Genomic DNA, 18,499 nt, shown 5'->3' with positions numbered 1-18,499 from the left:
CGAACTGGAGTCATAACCGTGAAAGTTGTTGTAAAGCCGCATATTCAGGCGGTCCACGCGGGCACCGTCTACGCCCCGGGCGACGTCGCCGACATCCCTCAGCACGTCGCGTATCAGTGGCTGGGATCGGGCTGGGCAGTCAAAGCCGGCACGGGTGCGGTTTGATCAAGGGTCACCTGCGCTGCTCGTTTGTCCAAAAGGGAGGCGTGGAGATGGGATCCTTTGAAATGCCAGCACGACAATTGATCTTTGCGGGTGGATTGGTACTTGCGGTCCTCGCCGCGCCGATGGCCGCCTTCGCCGGCCCAGCGCCCCATTCTGCGCCGCGCAATGTCGCCCAAACGAGTGCGGCGAAGGCTTAACCATGGACCCCGGCACCCTCGAATGCGTCCCCGAGGTGGCACCGGGTGGCACCGTGCTCGGTGGTCCCCAGGTAGCCGGTGGCCCCGAGGTAGCCGCCCCCGGCGCGCCCAGCGAAGGCCAGTTAACCGAGGACAACCCCGGAGTCGCTTCGCCGAGTCACGCGCACTAATCACCTTCACGGTCGAAGGTGTCAGCCGTGGGCGCAATCCTCGGCGCCCACGATGGTGCGGTACAGATAGGGCCCGCCGGAACGTGGACCCTCCGGGGCGTTGACAACCTCGCAGGCCTTCGCCCATACCATGCGGGGGTCGATCGGTGCGGTGAACCGTATCCGCGTGGTGAGTGTCATCGGTTCTCGCTCATGAATACGGCTGTGGATAGCCGTGACTTGCGGGCGGCTTCCGTCGTGAGTGTCGACGCCGATTCCAACATTCGCAGTCGCGCGATCTGCATCAGGGTCAGGAACGCTGACAGATCATCCCAGGATGGTTTGGTGGGTTCGCGTCCTTTGGGTTGCTAGCGCCCCGTCCAAGTCATCGGTTGCCCCTTCGGCGATCTTCGAACAGTCTCCAGTCGTTTCGTCGTTTCAGTGATCCGCGCCACCGTCGCCAGGCCACATATCCGTCGGGGCGAATCAATACGGTAGCAGGAGCCGTCACGACGCCGAGCACCGGAAGTTCCTATATGCCAATATATTTGCGTCGGTCAAGCCGCATCCAAGGCCGCGCAGAGGCCAGCGTCATCGACCCGGCCGGCAACGCGGTCATCGGCTCACCTTTTCGGACGACCGGACTCAAGCCCGTCCGAAAAGACATCCGAATGCCGCGCTGACGCACCGCGGCGGCCCCGGTGTATCGGCGCGGTTCGCCCACCGCAAGCTGGCGTTTATCTGTGCGCAGATCAACGGGATCCCGTTGGGGTCCTGCGCCGACTCGTTTACCGCGTCGCACGGCAGCGCGACTTCGCGCAGACCGACCAGGGATCCGGCCGGTAGCCAAGCGCCCGTCGTGGCACACACGAACGTCCTGGAGTTGGAGTCCAGGCCAAAGTCGTACAGCGGTTGAGGAACGCAGGGCGTGCCCTCGACGACGTTGCGCGTCACGTTCGGAACACAGTCCGCCGCGTCGCAAAAGGCCGATGCAGTACCGGCAGGAGTGATCAGCGCTGCGATCAATCCACCTGCCAGGACCGGTACGGCGATGAGATTCCTCAGGTCTGCCCCCTCGGGTTCGGGTCGGCTTCCGCTCGGCACAAAAAGCTTAGGCCCGCCGGCGCAGCTCACGTAGTGCCTCTCCGGGATTGTCGGCACATCGGCTACTACGCTGAGCCGAGCTGACGCCGCGTGGACTGCCGGCAACGGGTCCCCAGGCCGCCGGCCGCGACGACCTGAGCGCACACCAGTACGTCGCGCCGACCGTGCGGGTGCGCACCAGAAGCGCAACACCGTGCGTTGAGCCGAGCAGGACGGCCGGCGGAACAATCGCCGCAGTGGCGGCGATCGCGGCGTGGCCTTGTGTAGCCAGCATGGTGTGGGCGATGTTGCCGGCCACCGATGCGGCCGTGGCGGCGATCAGTGTGGACCAGAAGAAAGTAACGGCGCGGCGGGTATGCGGGCTGCGGCCGGGGACGGTGTAGGCGGTCATACCTGACAAATCTCCTCGGTGTCGCGATCGCGATCCGAGCCGCCGACTTCATTGGGCACGTATTGGGCACGAGACCCGGTGAGAACCTCAGAAACTGCCTTTGAGCTGCATAAACACTGGTGCGCGATACTGGGATTGAACCAGTGACCTCTTCCGTGTCAGGGAAGCGCTCTCCCGCTGAGCTAATCGCGCCGAGCCTCGAAACGAGGTGGAGACGGGAATCGAACCCGTGTGCACGGCTTTGCAGGCCGTTGCCTCACCACTCGGCCACTCCACCGCTTGGGGTTGATGCCACTGCACCTTCGAGCGGATGACGGGATTCGAACCCGCGACCCTCACCTTGGCAAGGTGATGCGCTACCAACTGCGCTACATCCGCGCGCCATAAAGGACATCGTCGCCCGTCGCGAAGGACGACGATAGTCCACCCCAGCGTAGCGGCACAAATCCCTTGATGTCCGTTCGCGGCCAGCGCATTCTGGGGAAATGCCAGCCCGTGTTAGTCTGGCGCCTCGGTTCGCCGCTCGGCGTCGGTCCCGTGGCTCAGTGGGAGAGCGTCCGCTTCACACGCGGAAGGTCGCTGGTTCGATCCCAGCCGGGACCACCAGGAGAATCACCAGGTCACTGGCTTGTGATTGTCGGAGCGGCCTGCAGCTCGGCCAGAAATCACCGCGGTTATCCGCCGTTTATCCGCCATCACGGTCAGCCTCCCAGTCCATCGAGCGCATCCGCCACCCGATCGAGGTCGGAGTCGTAGAGGTCTGCGTAGGTGTGTGCGGTCACCATGATCGATGCGTGGCCCATTGTCGTTTGCAGCAGTTTCATGTCGGCACCGGCTGAGCGAGCCAGCGACGCGTAGGTATGCCGCAGATCGTGCACGCGCATGGTCGGACGCCCGAGTTCGGCGATCCTGGTCCGCCAGCCTACGGCGCGCTTCCAGTTTTCGATTCCGAGCCGCGAGCCCTTGGGTGAAGTGATTGCCGGCTCACCCGCCGTGCGTCCCTCGATTCGCCGTTGAAGGATCGGCGCCAGCCTTTGCGGGATCGGCACGTTACGACGGCCCGCGCGGCTTTTTGGCGGTCCCTCAACTAGTCGTCCAGACAGTTGTGTGATCGACCTCCGAACACGGATACGCCGCGCCCCCAGATCCACATCTTCGACATTGAGTCCCGTCAGTTCTCCGAACCGCAGTCCGGTGTAAGCGAGGATCAAAACCACGTCACCCTGGTTCGTGGCGCGCGAGTCTTTGTCCGTTGCCGTGTCGCACAGTTCAGCCAGCTTCGCCACTTCCACTGCGGTCAGATACACGTGGCTGGTCTCACGCATCGCCGGGAATCGGACATTTGAGGCGGGATTATTGCCGCGCAGCTTGTTGTCGGCGAGGGCGTGGTCCAGCGTCATCCGCAGGACGCTGTGAGTCCAGCGCACAGTGCGCGGTCCGAGACCCGCGGCGGTCATTTCGTTAACCCATTCCTGGATGTTCTCTCGCAAGATTCGCCCGATCGGCCAGTTGCCGAACTTCGGTTCGATTCGCAACCGCCAGTTGTCCTGGTAGCCGCGGCGCACCTTTGGTGACAGATCAGGTCGGGAAGCGAGCCAGCTTTTGTACACCACACGCAGCTCGGTCTTGCCGCCGCGCGGATCGACCGTTTCTCCGTCCTCACGAGCCGATCGCAGTTCCCCCGTCGAACAGCTTCGCGGCGCGCAACGTCTTGAATGTCTTTGATCGCTTCGTCCCGTCCGGTAGCAACCACTCGACGTCCCAGCGCATACCGGACTTGGCTTCACGCCTGCGAATAGTCATCGCTCAATACCGGGCTGCAGCAAGCCATTCCGCAACATCAGCGCGCATCCAACGCCGATGTCGAGACGACAGCCTGCAGTGACGCGGACCCGGCGACTCCATCCCTCGTTCCCGTTTCGCCGCCCAATCATGCAACGTGGACACCGGGATGCCGGTCATCCGCGACACCTCACCCGCCGTCAGCACTTCGTCCATCGCGACGTCATGGTCACTGCCCTTTCTCCCTCTCTGCCGAAATTTGTTGCGCGCCGGGTGGTCCAGCGGCACGTGGTGCTTTGTCGTAGTCGATGCACGATGCGATGCCTTGGACAACGGCGCGCATGAACAGCTCGCGCGGATAGGACGGTTCCCGCTGCGCAGCATCGCGGCTATTCATGTCGTACTGCGGGGGCTGGTCGCGCAGGGCCTGGCGCTGGGCCTCCTGGTCTTGGCGGAGGGCGGCGAGGTCGTAGCCCGGGTCGCCCTCCAGATCGAAGATCGCCTTGTCGACGAGGGGTCGCACAACACGCGGCGATGGGAGTCGGTACGCCACGCGTGTGCTTTCGGTTGCCTCACTAAAACTAAAGTGAGGTCAACAGTGCGGTGAGGGTCTGCGCCTCAATGGTGGGGTCGGGTTTGCTGGCCCGCAACGACTTGAGGACGCTGTCGATCCGACCGTCGAGGACGTGCCAGGCGGTTTCGTCCATGGGCCGAAGGGTTGCCTCGCCGTCGTCCCACGCGGTTTCGAGGTCCTTGATCCGGGCGGTTGCGCCAGTCTGGTCGCCGGCCCGCACCTTCGACAGCGTGTCCTGAGCGATGGTGCGGAACTTCGCTACCTCCTCCGGCGGGAAACGGGCCGTCGCCTGACCTGGGGTGAGCGTCGTGGTCACGGGCGCCGGGCCCGTTTCCTCCTCGCTCGCCGTCGCGGTTGCGTGCGGCTGCCCGGCGGCCCACGTGAGCAGGGCGCCGGTGGCCACAGCGACTACGGCGTAGTACCCGAGCATGATCCGCTCGCGAGTCGGATTGGTGGTCACGATCGGCGTGTGGGTCCGGTCGTACTCTTCGATTACGTCACCGCGGGTGCGCGTGAGGTACACGACCGTAACCATGATCGCGGTGAGGAAGATCGCGCTGGTGAGCGCGGTACCAAACCCGAGGCCCCGTTCGCTCGACGGGGACGCGAACCAGTCGCCGAGGTTCGCGCCCAGCGGGCGGGTCAGAATGTAAGCGAGCCAGAACGACAGCACGGAGTTCGCGCCCAGCCGCCAGCCGATCACGATCGAGACGATCAGGCCAGCCGGCAGGATCACCGACGTACCCGGTCCCCAACCGGTCAGCTTCAGTATCCAGTCACCAGCTGCTGTACCCAGGGCGAACGTGACCAGAACTGCGAGCCAATAGAACAACTCTCTCGGCCGCGTGACGATGCTGTGGATCGACAGGGTCCGCTCGCGGGCGAACCAGACGCCGAAGACTATGGCCAGGAGGGCCGCGAAGACGCTCGTGCTCACGGCGAGCGGAACGCCCAGATCATCGGTGAGGATGTCGGTGTAGAGCGTGCCAGTCACGCTGAGCACGACGACCGCCAGCCAGTAGACGAACGGCACGTAGCGGCTGAGGCGCAACTGCCACCCCAGCACCGCGGCAAGTACCACGGTGAAGATGAGGGCGGTCGCGTTCAGACCGACACCCAAAGTCATGTTGATCCAGTCGGCGAAGCTCTCACCCACGGTCGTGCACAGGATCTTGATGATCCAGAACCACACCGTGACCTCGGGCACCTTGCTCAGCAGCATGCGCTGGGGTTCGACGGCCTCGGATCTCGTTGTTTCGGTCACAACGCCCGACCCTAGAGACACGTGGCTGAAGCCACGCTGAGAGTTCCGTCACGGCCGCATTACGAGAGCGGCATGAATCCCGAACACACCCGGACGTGCGGGCCAGCTACCCAAGCGAGACGCTAGAGGCATCACGCCGTGTCGGGCCCCGCACGCCGCATCTCGGCGACAGCCCTCAGCTACGCCAAACCCGCGATCAACATCGCTGTTCATCACCGCATGGAGCCGGGCTGGTCACTGCCTGGCCCCTGGGGCGCCGGGCGGCCCCGTGCAGGCCGTCAGTCCTCAACCGTTCGCCGCGGACGGCACGGATCGCTTACTGGCCGCGCAGATGACCCTGCATGGCCAGCGCGCGATTCATAGCTCGCTCAGCACCGTCAGCGGGGACCGTCGGGCGAGGCGGACGGTGGCTGCTGATACCGCACCGATCGCTACGGCGATCGTGGCCGCGGTCGCGGCGAGATATACCCATGGCACCGACAGCGCTGCGGGTGGCGGGTCGAAGACGCCGGTGAGTACGCCTACCAGCATCCGCGACAGCGCCCAGCTGAGGGCGGCCCCGGCGGCGAGGCCGCACGCGATGAGGATCGCGGCCTCGGCCAGCACAAAGGACCGCAGTTGGCGGCGGGTCGCTCCGAGCACATTGGCGATAGCGAAGCTGCGCCGTCGCTCGGTGAGTCCGAGGGCGAGGACCAGGCCCCCGGACGCGGCGGCCAGGCACAGCCCGAAGCCGAGTTCGATTCGGGTGAGGCCGGCCAGGCTGACCGCGGTCAGACTCGATCCGACGCTGCCGCGGGTGGTGGCGATGTCGGTGACCGTCGCCGATGTGCCGACGGCTGTTCTGATCCCATCGGCGACGGCGGTGGTGTCGCGCCCGCCGGTGTCGACGAGGAAGGCTCCGACGGCGTCGCTGCCGGTGTGTTGGGCGATGTAGCCGGCGTTGGCCACCAAGAAGCTGTCTTTGGGTGCGGTGGGGAATTCGGTGACGATTCCGATGTAGTGGAATCCCACGGCGGTGAGTTGGTGGGTGCGGGCGTCTTGGATGCGCAGGTTGACGGTGTCGCCGGGACGAAGTTCGAAGTCGTTGGCCGTTTCGGCGCTGACCAAAAGGGAGTCGGGCTGTGCCGCGAGCTTGTGCATCAACTGCTCGGCGGTGCCGCCCTGAAAGTAGTTGTCCTGCAACGCGGTGACGCTGGTGATGGTGGTCGGGCTCACGCCGTAGAGATCCTGAAGGTCGGTTCCGACGTAGGCGAAGCGGTGCTGGATCGGTTCCACGGACCGCACCCCGGGTATGGCGGCGAGCTGTGCTGCCGCGCCGGCTGACACGGCGCTGCCGGGGGCTTCGGTGACGGTGACATCGGCGCCGTTGGTGAGTTGGGCGTCGACTTCGGCCTGGGCCCGGTAGGTGGCGTTGAACGTCGCGGTGGATGCGGCGAAGGCCAGCGCAAGTGCCAACAAGACAATCGCGCGGGCCAGCGGCGCCCGCTGCCGGGACAGCGAGTGGGCGACGATGCGCGACAACGACCCGGCCACCGGCTGCAACACTCGGGCGGCAACCGCCCAGCCGCGGCCCAGGAGCACGTCGCTGAGACGCCACACCAGCAGGGCTGCGCCGATCCACAACAGGGCAGGCGCGACGAACGCCCAGTACGACACCGAGATTGTCGGAACACCTTCCGGAGCGAGGACGATCTGATATCCGGTGCGCCCGGCCAGCCAGAACAGCACCCCCGACACCGCGAGAGCCACGATGTCCAGACCGGAGCGGGTCCAGCGCGGGGGTCGGGTTCGCCGCACGTCGGCACGCGCCGTGATGATCGTGGACTCGCGCGGATCCCGCCAGGCCGGGGCCAGCACCGCCGCGGCCGCGATCCCCATCCCCACAGCAGCCGAGGCCGCGGCCCAGCCCATCGCAGTGCGGGCGTCGGCACCAAGGCTGGGGGACCCGAAGGTGACCAGGCTGACCAGTGCGGCTGCGACGAGCCCGACGGCGCTGCCGAGGATCCCGGCCACGGCGGCCTCAGCTGCGGCGATCCACAGCAATTGGCGCCGCGTTGCGCCGCGGGCCCGCAGCAGGGCCTGGTCCCGACGTCGGCGGTCGGCGCCCGCGGCGACGACGGTGGCGGTCAACAGGCCTGCCAGGACGCCGGCGGGCAAGCCGAGGAACAAGAACAACACCCGGGCGTATGCGGCGTCACTGCGCGCGGCGCCGAGCGCGCCGCCGAGGTTGTCGCCGACCTGTGCGCCGCCGCCGCTTCGGGCCTCAAGGTTGTGCGCCGCGGCAGTGACCTGCGTGTAGGCCGACCCCGGATCGGGCGGCAGCGCGTGGTCGATCGCGGTGTGGATCTGGGTGCTGAGCAGATCGGGCCGCAGGGCCGACAGCGGGTCGAACACACTATGCCACTGCGTTTGGCCGAGGATCAGCACGTTGTCGGGCGGTGCGACCGGCTGGGCGCCGACGGGAGCGCCGACCTTCTGGAACAGCGAGTCCGCCTGGGGCAGGTCGACCACGCCGTCGACCACCACGTCGACCCCCGCCATGCCTGCCCTCCCGATGTGGACGGTGTCGCCGGGCGCCACATGCAGATTGGCGGCGGTTTGCTGGGCGATCAGAACCCCACTATCGGCGCCGACGAGGGTGCGGATGGCGCCCGGGAACTGCTCGCGGTAGTTCGGCGGGATGCCCAATACCATTGCCGGGCCGGTGGTTTGAGTGCTTCCACCGGTTTGTGTGATCAATCCGCTGGAGTGAGCGAAACCGACCGGCAGCGCCGCGTGTACGCCGGGTGCGGACTGAACCGTGCTCAAGACGGTGGATGGTTGGGCACCGGGCTGGACTTCGACCTGCCAGTCGACGGTCACGCTGCGGATCGCGCGGGCCGTCATCGAGCCCTGCGCGGCGGCAAGGAAACTGCCCAGGCAGGCCACGAGTGCGACCGCGGCGGCGATACCGGCGACCGTCGCGGCAAGCCTCCCCCGCCGGCGCCGCAGCAGCCCGAGCGTCCATGTCGCGATCACGTGATGCTTCGATCGATGTCGGGGTGGGTGTCGAGGTGGCCGTCGCGCATCACCCATCGGTCGGGCAGCCGGGCGGCGACGACGGGGTCGTGGGTGGCGATCATCACCACGGCGCCGATCGCGATCGCGGTGTCCAGCAGGATGGTGATGACCCGCTCGGCGGTTTGATGGTCCAGTTTCCCGGTGGGTTCATCGGCGAGGATCACGGTTGGGCGGGCCGCCAGCACCCGCGCGATAGCAACCCGCTGCGACTGGCCTCCCGACAGTTCGTCGGGCAGTTTGGCATTCAGGTCGCCGACCCCGACCAGGTCGAGCGCTGCGCGAGCGTCACGCATCGCCGTGTCATCGGCCTGCCCAGCGAACAGCAGGGGGAGAGCGACATTCTCGGTCACATCGAGGCTGGGCAACAGGCTCGGGCCCTGAAACACCACGCCGATTCCGGTCGGACGCCCGCTCCGGCCGTCCCCGAGTGCGGGCCACCGCACCGATCCGGCGGTGGGGACGTCGAGTCCGGCGATCAGATGCAGCAGCGTGGACTTTCCCGATCCGGATGGTCCGGTCAGGGCGATCCGGGCCGACGGTGGTATTCGGCAGCTCACCTCACGGACGGCGTGCACCGCATTAACGCCGGAACCGAAGGTGCGGCTCACACCGGTGCATTCGACGACGGCCGACGGTGTGGCCATGTCGTCGGCGAGGGTTTCCTGCTCGCCGGGATGGGTGCCCATCAACACACCCGCCCGTCGTCGAGCCGCACAACGCGTTCCGCAGCGGCGGCGACCGCCGGACTATGGCTGGCGACGAGGATCGCGGTCCCGCGGGCGGCGGCGTCGGACAAGTGGTCGAGGACCCGTGATTCGGTGACGCTGTCCAACTCACCGGTGGGTTCGTCGGCGAGCAGCGCAGCCGGAGCATTGGCCAGCGCAATCGCCAGCCCGGCGCGGGCCAGTTCGCCTCCGGAAAGCTCGCCAGGGTAGGCGGCCGCCCGGTCCGTCAGGCCGAGCTGGCTCAGCACGTCGGGTTGATCAATGTGGACGCGCCCCCCCAGGGAACGCACCAGCGCCAGGTTCTGGGCAACCGAGAGGTGCGCGAACAAGTTCGAGTTCTGAAACAGCATGCCGATGTGACGCGCCCGGATCCTCGCTTGCTCGGGTTCGGGTCGGTGGCTGATCTGCTGGCCCTCGACGCGCACGCTGCCGCCGTCGGGGTTGTCCATTCCGGCCAGACACGCCAGCAGCGTCGATTTGCCTGAACCGGAGGGGCCGGTGACGACGACGAATTCGCCGCGCTGCACGGTTAACGAGACCCCTTGGAGCGCTAGGGTTTCTTCGTCGCCAGCGCGGTAGAACCGGTACAGCGAGCGGGCTTCCAACGCGGGCGATGGGGCTAGCTCGGTCATCACTTCCATTGCAGCGAGTCGGTGATGATCCGCCACGGGTCCACGTTGTCGGCGCCGACCGGCCCGGACAGCGTCAAGATCACTTCCTGGCCGTCATGCCAGTACTCGTAACGTTCGACGTCGTCTTTCGCGGCTTTGCCGGTGACCGGGTTCGGCGGTGAGATGCCCTGATAGGTGATCAGTATGACCTCGCCGGCCTTGCGTTGAACCGCACTGACAGTCCCCGGGCGGTAGCCAGGGGTGGACGACGCGATCACCGGCAGTTCGTCGACACCGACTGACTCGGTGTTGGGGGCGGCGGCGCTGGGGTACGTCTCGATACGCACCGTGTTCAATTTGTCGGTGAAGATGGTCGCGGCGCCCTCAGTGGTGCGGGCCCACACTTCGGGCACCGACACCGTGAACAGGCCTCCGGGCGGGGTGAACGGGACGAACGCCTGGTTGTCCGGAATGTCGCCAGCAGGGTTGCTCTCGGACACGGTCGTGACCGGGCCGCTCGCGGTGGCCGAGCCGGCCGGCGCGCTTCCCTTGGTTCCGCACCCGGCCAGCACCGCCACGACCGCCACGATCGCCGTGGCAACCGACAAGCTGCGTGCGGCGTTTTTCATGGGTTCCTCTCAATAGTGCGGTTCACAGATCCGCGCGCGGTTACCGAACGCTGATCGTCACGGTCTTTCGGGCCGCGGCGGGGACGGTGAATAGCTGCAGCCACCGCGGAACGGCGGGGTGCATCTGCGCCGTTAGGACTCCGACAGTGAACAGCAGCGAGTCGCCGGGCAGGAAGAACCCAAACAGAAGCCCGGTTTCGGCGAACACCGCGCTGAGCAGTCCGGGCAGCCCGAACGTCGCGATCAGCGCGTCGGGGGTCATGATTCCCGGCCGAGCGCGCTCATCGGTGCGCCGTCACCGGCGCCGCGGCGGACGGATGGCGGCGTCTCGTCTGGGGCCGGTCGAGGGTGTAGGGCACCGTATACGGCGGCGCCGGCGACCACGAACGCTGCGCCAAGGATCGCCCCGGCGGTGACGTCGGTGAGCCAGTGCACACCCAGGTAGAGGCGGCTGGCAGCGATGGCCAGCACAGCGGTGACCACACCGGCCGCCAGCCAGGCCCGGACGGCGGGCCGGCATCCGGTTCCGGCGCATACCGCGATGACGCCGAGCAGTGCGGCGGTGCCGGTGACATGACCGGACGGAAACGAATGATCGGTCTCCAGGATGAGTTGCAGCTCCAGCGGGGGCCGGGAACGACCGACAATCGCCTTGAGTGCGGTGCTGGCCAGCGCCGCGGCCGCGACGGTACCGATGACGACGCCGCCCGGGACAATCGAACGAGCCCGCCAGGACAGCAGCGCCCCGCACATCACAGCGACAACGGTGGTCCCGACCGGGCTGGCGAGATCGGTGATGACCAATGCGGCTACATCAAACCCCGCGGATCGGTGTGCAACAAACCAGGACGTGGTCGCTGCGTCCGCGCCAGCCACCCAGCCGTGACCCTGCACCCCGATCGTCAGCGCTGTCAGGGTCGTAAGCAGTCCCGCGACCCGCAGCCCCGCGGCGGCGTACCGGTGATAAGGCAATGTTTGGGCGCCGAGCAGCAAGGCTGCGGCGATGAGTGCGGTGACCAGCAAGCCCGCGGTGGCCGTGTTGGTGACTACGTCCGCAACTGCCTCGCGCACGGCGGATCTGACATGGGACATGGATACAGCCTGGCCATCGGGTGCTGAGGGGACGCTGAGAAGCCGATCAGGACTCTGCTCTACTGGTTTCATCGGGCCGATTGGCCGGGGTTGGAGGGCGTCGTGCGCGTTCTGCTGGTCGAGGACGAATCCAGACTGGCCGAGACGGTGCGTCGTGGCCTGGTCGCCGAGGGTTTCGTCGTCGACGTCGAACACGACGGTGTGGACGGCTTGGCCGCAGCGGCCACCGGGGATTTCGACGTGGTGGTGCTCGACATCATGCTGCCCGGGCTGAGCGGATACCAGGTGCTGCGCGAGCTGCGGACCCGTCAGGTGTGGACACCGGTGCTGATGCTCTCGGCCAAGGACGGCGAATACGACCTGGCCGACGCGTTCGACATCGGCGCCGACGATTACCTGACCAAACCGTTCTCCTTCGTGGTGCTGGTGGCGCGACTGCGCGCCCTGCTGCGGCGCGGCGCCCCCGAACGCCCGACGGTGCTGACCGCGGGCAGCCTGTCCCTGAATCCCGCCCGCCGACGAGTGACTCGCGGCCAGACGGTGCTCACCCTGACTCCGCGTGAGTACGGGGTGCTTGAGTTTCTGCTACGCAACAAGGGAGATGTGGTCACCAAGTCAGAAATCCTGCGGGCGGTGTGGGACTCGAACTATGAGGGCGACGACAACGTCGTCGAGGTGTATGTCGGCTATCTGCGGCGCAAGATCGACGCACCGTTCGGGGTCGTGACCATCGAAACGGTGCGCGGTGTCGGCTATCGTCTCCTCTCCGATGCCGAATCCTGACCTCCACTCGCCGAATCCTGTTGTCCCAGTGGCAGTGTCAGGGTGAACACCGCGCCACCCTGGGCCGCGTCGCCTACCGCGACGGTGCCGTGGTGGGACCGCACGATCTCCTCGACGATGGACAGGCCGAGGCCCGATCCCCCCGACGATCGGGTGCGGGCGGGGTCCAGGCGAACAAATCGTTCGAAGATGCGCGCCCGGTCCTCGGCCGGGATGCCCGGTCCGTCGTCGGCGACCGTGATGACGGCGTGACCGGACTCCGGGCGACAGTCCAGGGTGACCGTGCTCGACGCGTGCCGCACGGCGTTGTCGACAAGATTGCGGATCACCCGGGCCAATGCGGCGGGGTCGCCGACAGTGCGGCACGCCTCGATATGGATTACCGCGTGGATTGATCCCATTCCGCGTAGCCGGCTGCCTTCCGCTTGGAGAAGGTCGTCGAGGTCGACGTCGTCGCGCCGCAGCTCCATCGCACCTTCATCCGAGCGCGCCAGCAACAGCAGATCCTCGATAAGCTGATGCATACGGTGGGCCTCGGGCAGCAACGACTCGTCGATCAGGTCGTTGTCGATGAGATCGGGCCGCCCCGATGCCAACTCCAGAGCGGTTGTGATCGTGGCCAGCGGACTGCGCAGTTCATGGGAGGCGTCGCTGACCAGGCGGTGTTGGGCGGCCCGGCCACGTTCGAGTCGGGCGAGCATGGCGTTCATCGTGGTGGCAAGATCGGCGATCTCGTCGCGGGTACCTGGTACCGGTACGCGTTGGGCGAGGTCAGTGCTCGAGATCGAGGCCACCCGGGCACGGATCGCCTCGACCGGCCCTAACGCCGCCCCGACCAGCCGGTAGGTACCCACAGCCACTAACGCGACGATGACGGGACAACCGAACGCCAAAAGGGCCCCCACCCTTGTCACCACGGATTCGACGGGTTCTCGGTCCGCGCCGACCAGGATGGTGACCGTCCCTCCAGGAACAGCGGCCGCGCGGGCCGACACCCAATAATCGGACCCGGTGGCAGGATCCTCGACCCGGTCGACGCTGCGCGCCTGCCCGTTGCTCAACGACACGGTCACCAGCGGTGATCGGGGAGCACCGTTGGAGGCGGCCAACACCGTCCCGGCAACATCGACGATCTGCACCGCACCGACCTGGCTGTCGGTCACCAACAACGACGGGTCCACCTCCCTGGGCAAATCGGTCTGCAGCTGTTGACTGATCTGCTCGGCGCGGGCCGCGGCCGCTTTCTGAGCGGCGGTCTCCAGCGATCGGTACAGCACCAGCAGCAGGACACCACCGGCGATGGCAAGACAAACGGTCATCACCACCGCGGCGGCAACCGTCGACCGGGTCCGCACGCTCACGCGCATCGGGTTGAGCCAGCTGACGATCATGACCTCCCCGGTTCGGGCGTGACCGTCATCCTCACACGCCGCCGTTGTGAAATCGCTGAGCACACATCGTGTCCGAATATGCATGACCGACCCGTGAACGTCTTTGCTCGTCCAGTTCCGCCCACCGAGGTACATCCCCTGGGTCTGCTGGCTGACCGTCATCTGTAATCAGCGTGGTCGCCATCGTGATCACCGACCTGCATGCAGTTAGGACTCGACCCCGGCCGACCGGCGACGCCTGCTCAGGTCAGTAGCCCGAATGCACCGGAGGTCTCGGGGCGTTGGCTGATGTCGTTGGTGTCGTCGAGGTCGTCGTCGAATCCGACAGTGACGGTCCCGATTCGCTGGGGTTCGGTGCGGTGTATGCCACCGCCGCGGCGCCGGCGATGATGAGGCCGGCCAGACAGGTTACGGCGAAGAGCTTGCGCTTCATGACCACGCTCTGTTCCAGGTGCGCGCCCTCGGCGCACCCAAACTGTGTATACGAATGGCGAGCGCCATCGGGTTCAGATCGCGCGTGCCGGACTGGTTGCGGTTGCGATGGATCATCGGTGGCGTCTCCTGGGTGGCGCTGCCGGCGTCGAGACGTCAGGCGCCGACCTCGATCGCGCTGGCGGGCGCCCGAACGCCGCCGCGTGCGCTTGTTTCCGCATGAGCGCGGGCGTCGACCAACACGCGGTCGAGTTGGGCTATTTCTGACTACAACGATGACGACAGTCGGGCTTCCCGACACCTCCGCTTACACGCCAATAGAATTCGCATCGTGCCGGGTCGCACCATCGGCCTGTGCCAACCGATCACGGGTTCGTTTTCATCCGCTCCACACCCGCTACGCCGTTCATATTGCGTGCTCTCAACCATCACGATCGGTCCAATTCGTCCAGTTTGACCAGCACAAACGTCTCGCTTGTGACTTCGCTTCAGCTTCACACGCGGAAGGTCGCTGGTTCGATCCCAGCCGGGACCACACATCGTTATCGCAGTTCAGAGCCCGCTTTTGGCCGATTTGTCAAGCCCGTGCCAACTACGTGCCAAATGCCTGTAGCAAATCGAGTCAGTAGTTCGGGCAGTTGATCGGCGCGCGGTGGTCGTACTCCCCAGGACATGCCAGCCATGCGGTGCGATTCGCTCGTGATCGGAACCGCCCCTGCCGTGCATCAGAACTGTCACCACGACTGCCGCTCCGCACCGAGCCGCCGCCCGGTGACGGTCTGCGGCACAATCTTTAGCCACACCTTGTGGATGCCGGCCGCCCACGGTGTCGGGGAGTGGCCGTCCATCGCTCGCAGCAGCGCAGGAACCCGTTCCAGGTCGACCTCGGCGCCGACGCCTCGCACCAGGATGCTCCATCCGAACTTCCGGTCCTCGTCGACGTGGTCGACCTCGAAGGCGACCATCGGTTGCTGCATCGCCGCTCGTTTCGCGCCACCCTCGACGCGGAAGACGATGTCGTGTCCGGCCACGGCGTAGTTGACGGGCACGGCGAGGGGTCCGAGGTCATCTTGATACACCAGTCGCCCGACGCGTGCGCCAGCGAGCAGCCGGAAGCATTCGTCGAGTGAGAGGTCTTCGAGCTCACGTTGCGTCATAACGCGATTCTCGTCCGGGCGCATCGGCGGCCGCCACGGCCGAAGGTCCTATCTCTGCACGTACACGACGGCCGCTTGAAGCGGTGACACCGGACCGTCGCAACGCTCGCCGGCAAGTTCCCGCGGCGGCTGCGGGGACTTGCGAGTGCTCCGATCCCAGCCGGGACCACTTCGCATCACTGCAGGTCAGAGGTCTCCAACCCGGTACACTCGACCCGCCGCGTGAACGCACCGGCTGATCGAGATTTGGCAGCCAATACGAGCGAGGTCCAGCTGGAAGGATCTACGCGCAAGCGGCGTGACATTAGCTGAACATGCAAACCCGGGGTGCGGCTGGTAGCTCCCGGTTGCATCGGCAGGCGACAACATCCCTGCACGCTCACGCCGGGTCAGACACCGTCCGATTCTGCGATCGGCGCGGCTAAGCGGGCGAAATCAGGCAAAGGATCGGTTGTGACCGCGGACTCCGCCTCAGGGGCGGCCTGCCGCATGGCCGTAGTCGGCACTGAACCCGTCTAATTGTCTGCGGGACAGCCGTTCTGGCCTGGAGAAGCAGACTCGCTGGAGCCTCAAGTGCAGACGAGCGGGAGCCCGCGCCGGCCTCGGGGCACAGATCGGGGCGGCCACATATGCACGCCGCTGCGGTACGCGGTTTCATCGAAGCACCTGAACGCAAGCAAAAATCAGCTTGACTCAGTGGTTAACACCAGGATTACAACCGTCGCCCCAGCCCAGACGAGTTCTGATGGCTGTCCCTTCGGTCTTGATGGAGCCGGTCGAAGCCGTAAGATAATGTGGGGCGCCAGAAGGCGTGTCCACTGAGCGATTTACCCGGAAAGGCAAGTGCGCCAAGGGAAGCGCCGAAACGATCTCCGTGCCGCGGCAACAAAAAACGCGGCAGTTTGCAAATAGAGTCGCTAGCCGTGCAATGTGGACCCCAGCAGCGCCAACCTAACGAATGAAGCGCATGAGGAGACGAGGTCAGATTATGAGGACAACCACCATCGCGTCGGCTGCAGCTGCGCCTCTGGCAGTGGCGGCCCTCACCATCGCCGCCGCAGCAACCGCGTCGGCAGCCAATCCCACGACGGCCGGGTTCGGTGCGCGAGAACAACTGTACGACGCCAGCGGCGCCGTCGTCACCGGCTGGACCGTCAGCGACCTCACCCCCAGCAGTGACGCCGTCCCGTATCCGGTCGCCGGGCGGCTGTACGAAGCCACTGCCACCGTGGAGGCTGACCAGGGCTCGGTCACACCGATCGTCTCGAATTTCAACGCTCGCGCCACAGACGGCGAAACCTACCGGGCTCTCTACAATGCGGCGACACCGCAGGGCGTCAACCCGTCAAGCCTCCTTCCTGGCGCCAAATCGACCGGCAAGATCTACTTTGACGTCACCGGCGTGGCCCCCAACAGTGTCGTCTACAACGACGGGGCTCAAGACCTCCTGATCTGGACCGCTGGTGGGCCGAACACCGCCGCTCCGGCTCCCGCCGCTGCACCGGCTCCCGCCCCTGCCCCGGCTCCCGCCGCCGCGCCGGCTCCGGCTCCCGCCGCTGCACCGGCTCCCGCCGCCGCGCCGGCTCCGGCTCCCGCCCCGGCCGCTCCCGCGGCGGCGCCGGCGCCTGCCTCTGCGGCGACCCCCGCCGCGTCGGCGAGCGTGCCTTCTGGAAACATGCCCGCCGCCGGCACGAGTACGGGTGTAACGGGATTTAACACTGGCGGTAGCGCCGGTACCGGCGGCGACCCGGCCGCCGGCTCGACAACGGGTGTAACGGGGCTCAACACCGGCGGCAGCGCCGGTTCCGGCGGCGACCCCGCTGGGCGGACATAAGCTGCCGTCGGCGGAGCCGCTGGTGTGCGGCTGAAAATCCACTGCGCGGCGGCAGTCAACGACGGGACCGCCAGAGGAGCGCAGCCATGCGAGGATGACCTCCTCGGCGGCGAAGCGCGACCGTGAGGCCCAGTGAAGCGGTTCGCGAGGAAATTGTCGCCGGCGCGCTCAATTCCCGCACTGAGGTGCGACGATCTCTTGATCACCGCTTGCTCAGGTCGGGAGTGCACGTGGACTTCATCCAGGAACAGCTGATTGATCCCGTCAGCAAGGTTCTTTACACCCACGTCCTCAGTTATCTGCTCGTCGCCGTCGGGGATCTACTTCACGGTGCGCACCAGATTCATCCAGATCCGGTACTTCGGACGGATGCTCGCCCAGCTCGGGCGGTCGCGCACACATGACGGAGGGATCTCCCCGTTTCAGGCCTTCTGCGTTGGGCTCGCGTCGCGGGTCGGAACGGGCAACATCGCCGGGGTCGCGATCGCTCTGACCGTCGGCGGTCCGGGCGCCATCTTCTGGATGTGGATGGTTGCGTTGTTGGGCATGGCGACGGCCCTGATCGAGGCGACGCTCGGGCAGATGTTCAAGGTCCGCGCAGACGATGGGACGTTTCGTGGCGGCCCAGCCTTCTATATCCAACGCGGACTCGGCTCACGAGCGGGCGGAGTCCTCTTCGCGATCCTTCTGGTGTTCACCTTCGGAATCGCGTTCAACATGGTGCAGGCCAACGCCATCAGCGACGTGCTGAAGACATCGCACGCGATCGAGGTGGATTGGACGACAGCGGGTCTCGTGGTTCTCGCTGCCCCCGTACTGTTCGGCGGGGTGCGCAGGGTCGCGCGGGTGGCTGAGTTTGTTCTGCCGGTCATGGCTGTCGCCTACGTGCTCCTGGCGGTGGTCATCATCGCGGTCAACATCACGAACCTGCCGCGTGTCATCGAGCAGATCATCGGCGGCGCGTTCGGAATCAAGGAAATAGCGGGCGGTTTCACCGGGGGTGTGGCCGCTGCGATGCTCAACGGCGTCAAGCGCGGCCTGTTCTCCAACGAGGCCGGTATGGGCAGCGCGCCCAACGTCGCGGCCACCGCCACGGTCTCGCATCCGGTGAAACAGGGCCTGATCCAGTCGCTGGGCGTATTCGTCGACACCATGATCG

At 66.4% G+C, this 18,499-nt stretch carries 20 protein-coding genes and 4 tRNA genes; 5 read left to right on the top strand and 19 right to left on the bottom strand.

What is annotated here, in order from left to right; translation table 11 throughout:
• The first annotated feature begins 364 nt into the window (after positions 1-364).
• The gene (locus tag VKI00_RS22895) at positions 365-532 is read left to right on the top strand and encodes a hypothetical protein (protein ID WP_324441538.1); all 168 of its coding nucleotides are present in this window, start codon (positions 365-367) and stop codon (positions 530-532) included.
• Between the two features lie 21 nt (positions 533-553).
• Here VKI00_RS22895 and VKI00_RS22890 read toward each other — a convergent pair whose 3' ends face one another.
• The 6 genes from VKI00_RS22890 to VKI00_RS22865 all read right to left on the bottom strand — a co-directional run bounded on the left by VKI00_RS22890 (position 554) and on the right by VKI00_RS22865 (position 2,384).
• Positions 554-712, bottom strand: a complete 159-nt coding sequence (locus VKI00_RS22890) for a hypothetical protein (RefSeq protein ID WP_324441537.1) — start codon at positions 710-712, stop codon at positions 554-556.
• A 444-nt stretch (positions 713-1,156) separates the two neighbouring features.
• Complete coding sequence (locus VKI00_RS22885; protein WP_324441535.1) at positions 1,157-1,465, bottom strand: hypothetical protein; 309 nt, start codon at positions 1,463-1,465, stop codon at positions 1,157-1,159.
• A gap of 157 nt (positions 1,466-1,622) precedes the next feature.
• Complete coding sequence (locus VKI00_RS22880; protein ID WP_324441533.1) at positions 1,623-2,006, bottom strand: hypothetical protein; 384 nt, start codon at positions 2,004-2,006, stop codon at positions 1,623-1,625.
• Between the two features lie 117 nt (positions 2,007-2,123).
• Positions 2,124-2,198 (bottom strand) — tRNA-Val (locus VKI00_RS22875).
• A gap of 14 nt (positions 2,199-2,212) precedes the next feature.
• Positions 2,213-2,283, bottom strand: a tRNA-Cys gene (locus VKI00_RS22870).
• 28 nt (positions 2,284-2,311) lie between these two features.
• Positions 2,312-2,384, bottom strand: a tRNA-Gly gene (locus VKI00_RS22865).
• Positions 2,385-2,537: 153 nt separating this feature from the next.
• Here VKI00_RS22865 and VKI00_RS22860 point away from each other — a divergent pair.
• Positions 2,538-2,612 (top strand) — tRNA-Val (locus tag VKI00_RS22860).
• Positions 2,613-2,707: 95 nt separating this feature from the next.
• On the opposite strand, the gene VKI00_RS22855 is transcribed toward VKI00_RS22860, so the two are convergent.
• From VKI00_RS22855 to VKI00_RS22810, 10 genes are all read right to left on the bottom strand, one after another.
• On the bottom strand, positions 2,708-3,616 hold the full coding sequence (locus VKI00_RS22855; RefSeq protein WP_324441531.1) for a tyrosine-type recombinase/integrase: 909 nt from the start codon (positions 3,614-3,616) through the stop codon (positions 2,708-2,710).
• Positions 3,617-3,665: 49 nt separating this feature from the next.
• Complete coding sequence (locus VKI00_RS22850) at positions 3,666-3,809, bottom strand: hypothetical protein (RefSeq protein ID WP_324441529.1); 144 nt, start codon at positions 3,807-3,809, stop codon at positions 3,666-3,668.
• A gap of 208 nt (positions 3,810-4,017) precedes the next feature.
• A complete protein-coding gene (locus VKI00_RS22845) occupies positions 4,018-4,311 on the bottom strand; it encodes a hypothetical protein (RefSeq protein WP_324441527.1) in 294 nt (97 codons plus the stop codon).
• Positions 4,312-4,369: 58 nt separating this feature from the next.
• Positions 4,370-5,584 (bottom strand): hypothetical protein, encoded by a 1,215-nt coding sequence (locus VKI00_RS22840; RefSeq protein ID WP_324441525.1) that lies wholly within the window; start codon positions 5,582-5,584, stop codon positions 4,370-4,372.
• A gap of 399 nt (positions 5,585-5,983) precedes the next feature.
• Positions 5,984-8,644 (bottom strand): FtsX-like permease family protein, encoded by a 2,661-nt coding sequence (locus VKI00_RS22835; RefSeq protein ID WP_324441523.1) that lies wholly within the window; start codon positions 8,642-8,644, stop codon positions 5,984-5,986.
• On the bottom strand, positions 8,641-9,372 hold the full coding sequence (locus tag VKI00_RS22830; protein WP_324441521.1) for an ABC transporter ATP-binding protein: 732 nt from the start codon (positions 9,370-9,372) through the stop codon (positions 8,641-8,643). The genes VKI00_RS22835 and VKI00_RS22830 overlap by 4 nt, the downstream gene beginning before the upstream one ends.
• The gene (locus tag VKI00_RS22825; protein ID WP_324441519.1) at positions 9,372-10,043 is read right to left on the bottom strand and encodes an ABC transporter ATP-binding protein; all 672 of its coding nucleotides are present in this window, start codon (positions 10,041-10,043) and stop codon (positions 9,372-9,374) included. The genes VKI00_RS22830 and VKI00_RS22825 overlap by 1 nt, the downstream gene beginning before the upstream one ends.
• The gene (locus VKI00_RS22820) at positions 10,043-10,651 is read right to left on the bottom strand and encodes a hypothetical protein (RefSeq protein ID WP_324441517.1); all 609 of its coding nucleotides are present in this window, start codon (positions 10,649-10,651) and stop codon (positions 10,043-10,045) included. Before VKI00_RS22820 ends, VKI00_RS22825 begins: the two co-directional genes overlap by 1 nt.
• 40 nt (positions 10,652-10,691) lie before the next feature.
• Positions 10,692-10,913: a hypothetical protein gene (locus tag VKI00_RS22815; protein WP_324441515.1), complete on the bottom strand. Its 222-nt coding sequence runs from the start codon at positions 10,911-10,913 to the stop codon at positions 10,692-10,694.
• Entirely contained in the window at positions 10,910-11,743 is an 834-nt protein-coding gene (locus VKI00_RS22810) for a phosphatase PAP2 family protein (protein ID WP_324441513.1), read from the bottom strand. Before VKI00_RS22810 ends, VKI00_RS22815 begins: the two co-directional genes overlap by 4 nt.
• A gap of 102 nt (positions 11,744-11,845) precedes the next feature.
• On the opposite strand from VKI00_RS22810, the gene VKI00_RS22805 reads away from it, so the two are divergent.
• The gene (locus VKI00_RS22805; RefSeq protein WP_324441511.1) at positions 11,846-12,526 is read left to right on the top strand and encodes a response regulator transcription factor; all 681 of its coding nucleotides are present in this window, start codon (positions 11,846-11,848) and stop codon (positions 12,524-12,526) included.
• On the opposite strand, the gene VKI00_RS22800 is transcribed toward VKI00_RS22805, so the two are convergent.
• From VKI00_RS22800 to VKI00_RS22790, 3 genes are all read right to left on the bottom strand, one after another.
• Positions 12,496-13,917, bottom strand: a complete 1,422-nt coding sequence (locus VKI00_RS22800) for an ATP-binding protein (protein WP_324441539.1) — start codon at positions 13,915-13,917, stop codon at positions 12,496-12,498. The two genes, VKI00_RS22805 and VKI00_RS22800, sit on opposite strands and share 31 nt — an antisense overlap.
• A 247-nt stretch (positions 13,918-14,164) precedes the next feature.
• Positions 14,165-14,350, bottom strand: a complete 186-nt coding sequence (locus tag VKI00_RS22795; RefSeq protein ID WP_324441509.1) for a hypothetical protein — start codon at positions 14,348-14,350, stop codon at positions 14,165-14,167.
• A gap of 733 nt (positions 14,351-15,083) precedes the next feature.
• Positions 15,084-15,506 (bottom strand): pyridoxamine 5'-phosphate oxidase family protein, encoded by a 423-nt coding sequence (locus VKI00_RS22790; protein ID WP_324441507.1) that lies wholly within the window; start codon positions 15,504-15,506, stop codon positions 15,084-15,086.
• 988 nt (positions 15,507-16,494) lie between these two features.
• Here VKI00_RS22790 and VKI00_RS22785 point away from each other — a divergent pair.
• The gene (locus VKI00_RS22785) at positions 16,495-17,340 is read left to right on the top strand and encodes an MPT63 family protein (RefSeq protein ID WP_324441504.1); all 846 of its coding nucleotides are present in this window, start codon (positions 16,495-16,497) and stop codon (positions 17,338-17,340) included.
• A gap of 330 nt (positions 17,341-17,670) precedes the next feature.
• Positions 17,671-18,499, top strand: an 829-nt coding sequence (locus tag VKI00_RS22780; protein WP_324441502.1) for an alanine/glycine:cation symporter family protein, incomplete at its 3' end; no start/stop codon positions are given.

The sequence above is a fragment of the Mycobacterium sp. genome, assembly GCF_035314665.1.
Classification (GTDB): Bacteria; Actinomycetota; Actinomycetes; order Mycobacteriales; family Mycobacteriaceae; genus Mycobacterium.
The sequence above is the reverse complement of the archived record's forward strand: the minus strand, read 5'-3'. Positions and strand labels throughout refer to the sequence as shown.

What these genes read in the sequence shown, in the direction of transcription:
- VKI00_RS22895 (WP_324441538.1), top strand. Translation starts at nt 365, where the DNA reads ATGGACCCCGGCACCCTCGAATGCGTCCCCGAGGTGGCACCGGGTGGC.
- VKI00_RS22890 (WP_324441537.1), bottom strand. Translation starts at nt 712, where the DNA reads ATGACACTCACCACGCGGATACGGTTCACCGCACCGATCGACCCCCGC.
- VKI00_RS22880 (WP_324441533.1), bottom strand. Translation starts at nt 2,006, where the DNA reads ATGACCGCCTACACCGTCCCCGGCCGCAGCCCGCATACCCGCCGCGCC.
- VKI00_RS22850 (WP_324441529.1), bottom strand. Translation starts at nt 3,809, where the DNA reads ATGACTATTCGCAGGCGTGAAGCCAAGTCCGGTATGCGCTGGGACGTC.
- VKI00_RS22840 (WP_324441525.1), bottom strand. Translation starts at nt 5,584, where the DNA reads ATGCTGCTGAGCAAGGTGCCCGAGGTCACGGTGTGGTTCTGGATCATC.
- VKI00_RS22830 (WP_324441521.1), bottom strand. Translation starts at nt 9,372, where the DNA reads ATGGGCACCCATCCCGGCGAGCAGGAAACCCTCGCCGACGACATGGCC.
- VKI00_RS22825 (WP_324441519.1), bottom strand. Translation starts at nt 10,043, where the DNA reads ATGACCGAGCTAGCCCCATCGCCCGCGTTGGAAGCCCGCTCGCTGTAC.
- VKI00_RS22820 (WP_324441517.1), bottom strand. Translation starts at nt 10,651, where the DNA reads ATGAAAAACGCCGCACGCAGCTTGTCGGTTGCCACGGCGATCGTGGCG.
- VKI00_RS22815 (WP_324441515.1), bottom strand. Translation starts at nt 10,913, where the DNA reads ATGACCCCCGACGCGCTGATCGCGACGTTCGGGCTGCCCGGACTGCTC.
- VKI00_RS22810 (WP_324441513.1), bottom strand. Translation starts at nt 11,743, where the DNA reads ATGTCCCATGTCAGATCCGCCGTGCGCGAGGCAGTTGCGGACGTAGTC.
- VKI00_RS22800 (WP_324441539.1), bottom strand. Translation starts at nt 13,917, where the DNA reads ATGATCGTCAGCTGGCTCAACCCGATGCGCGTGAGCGTGCGGACCCGG.
- VKI00_RS22795 (WP_324441509.1), bottom strand. Translation starts at nt 14,350, where the DNA reads ATGAAGCGCAAGCTCTTCGCCGTAACCTGTCTGGCCGGCCTCATCATC.
- VKI00_RS22790 (WP_324441507.1), bottom strand. Translation starts at nt 15,506, where the DNA reads ATGACGCAACGTGAGCTCGAAGACCTCTCACTCGACGAATGCTTCCGG.
- VKI00_RS22785 (WP_324441504.1), top strand. Translation starts at nt 16,495, where the DNA reads ATGAGGACAACCACCATCGCGTCGGCTGCAGCTGCGCCTCTGGCAGTG.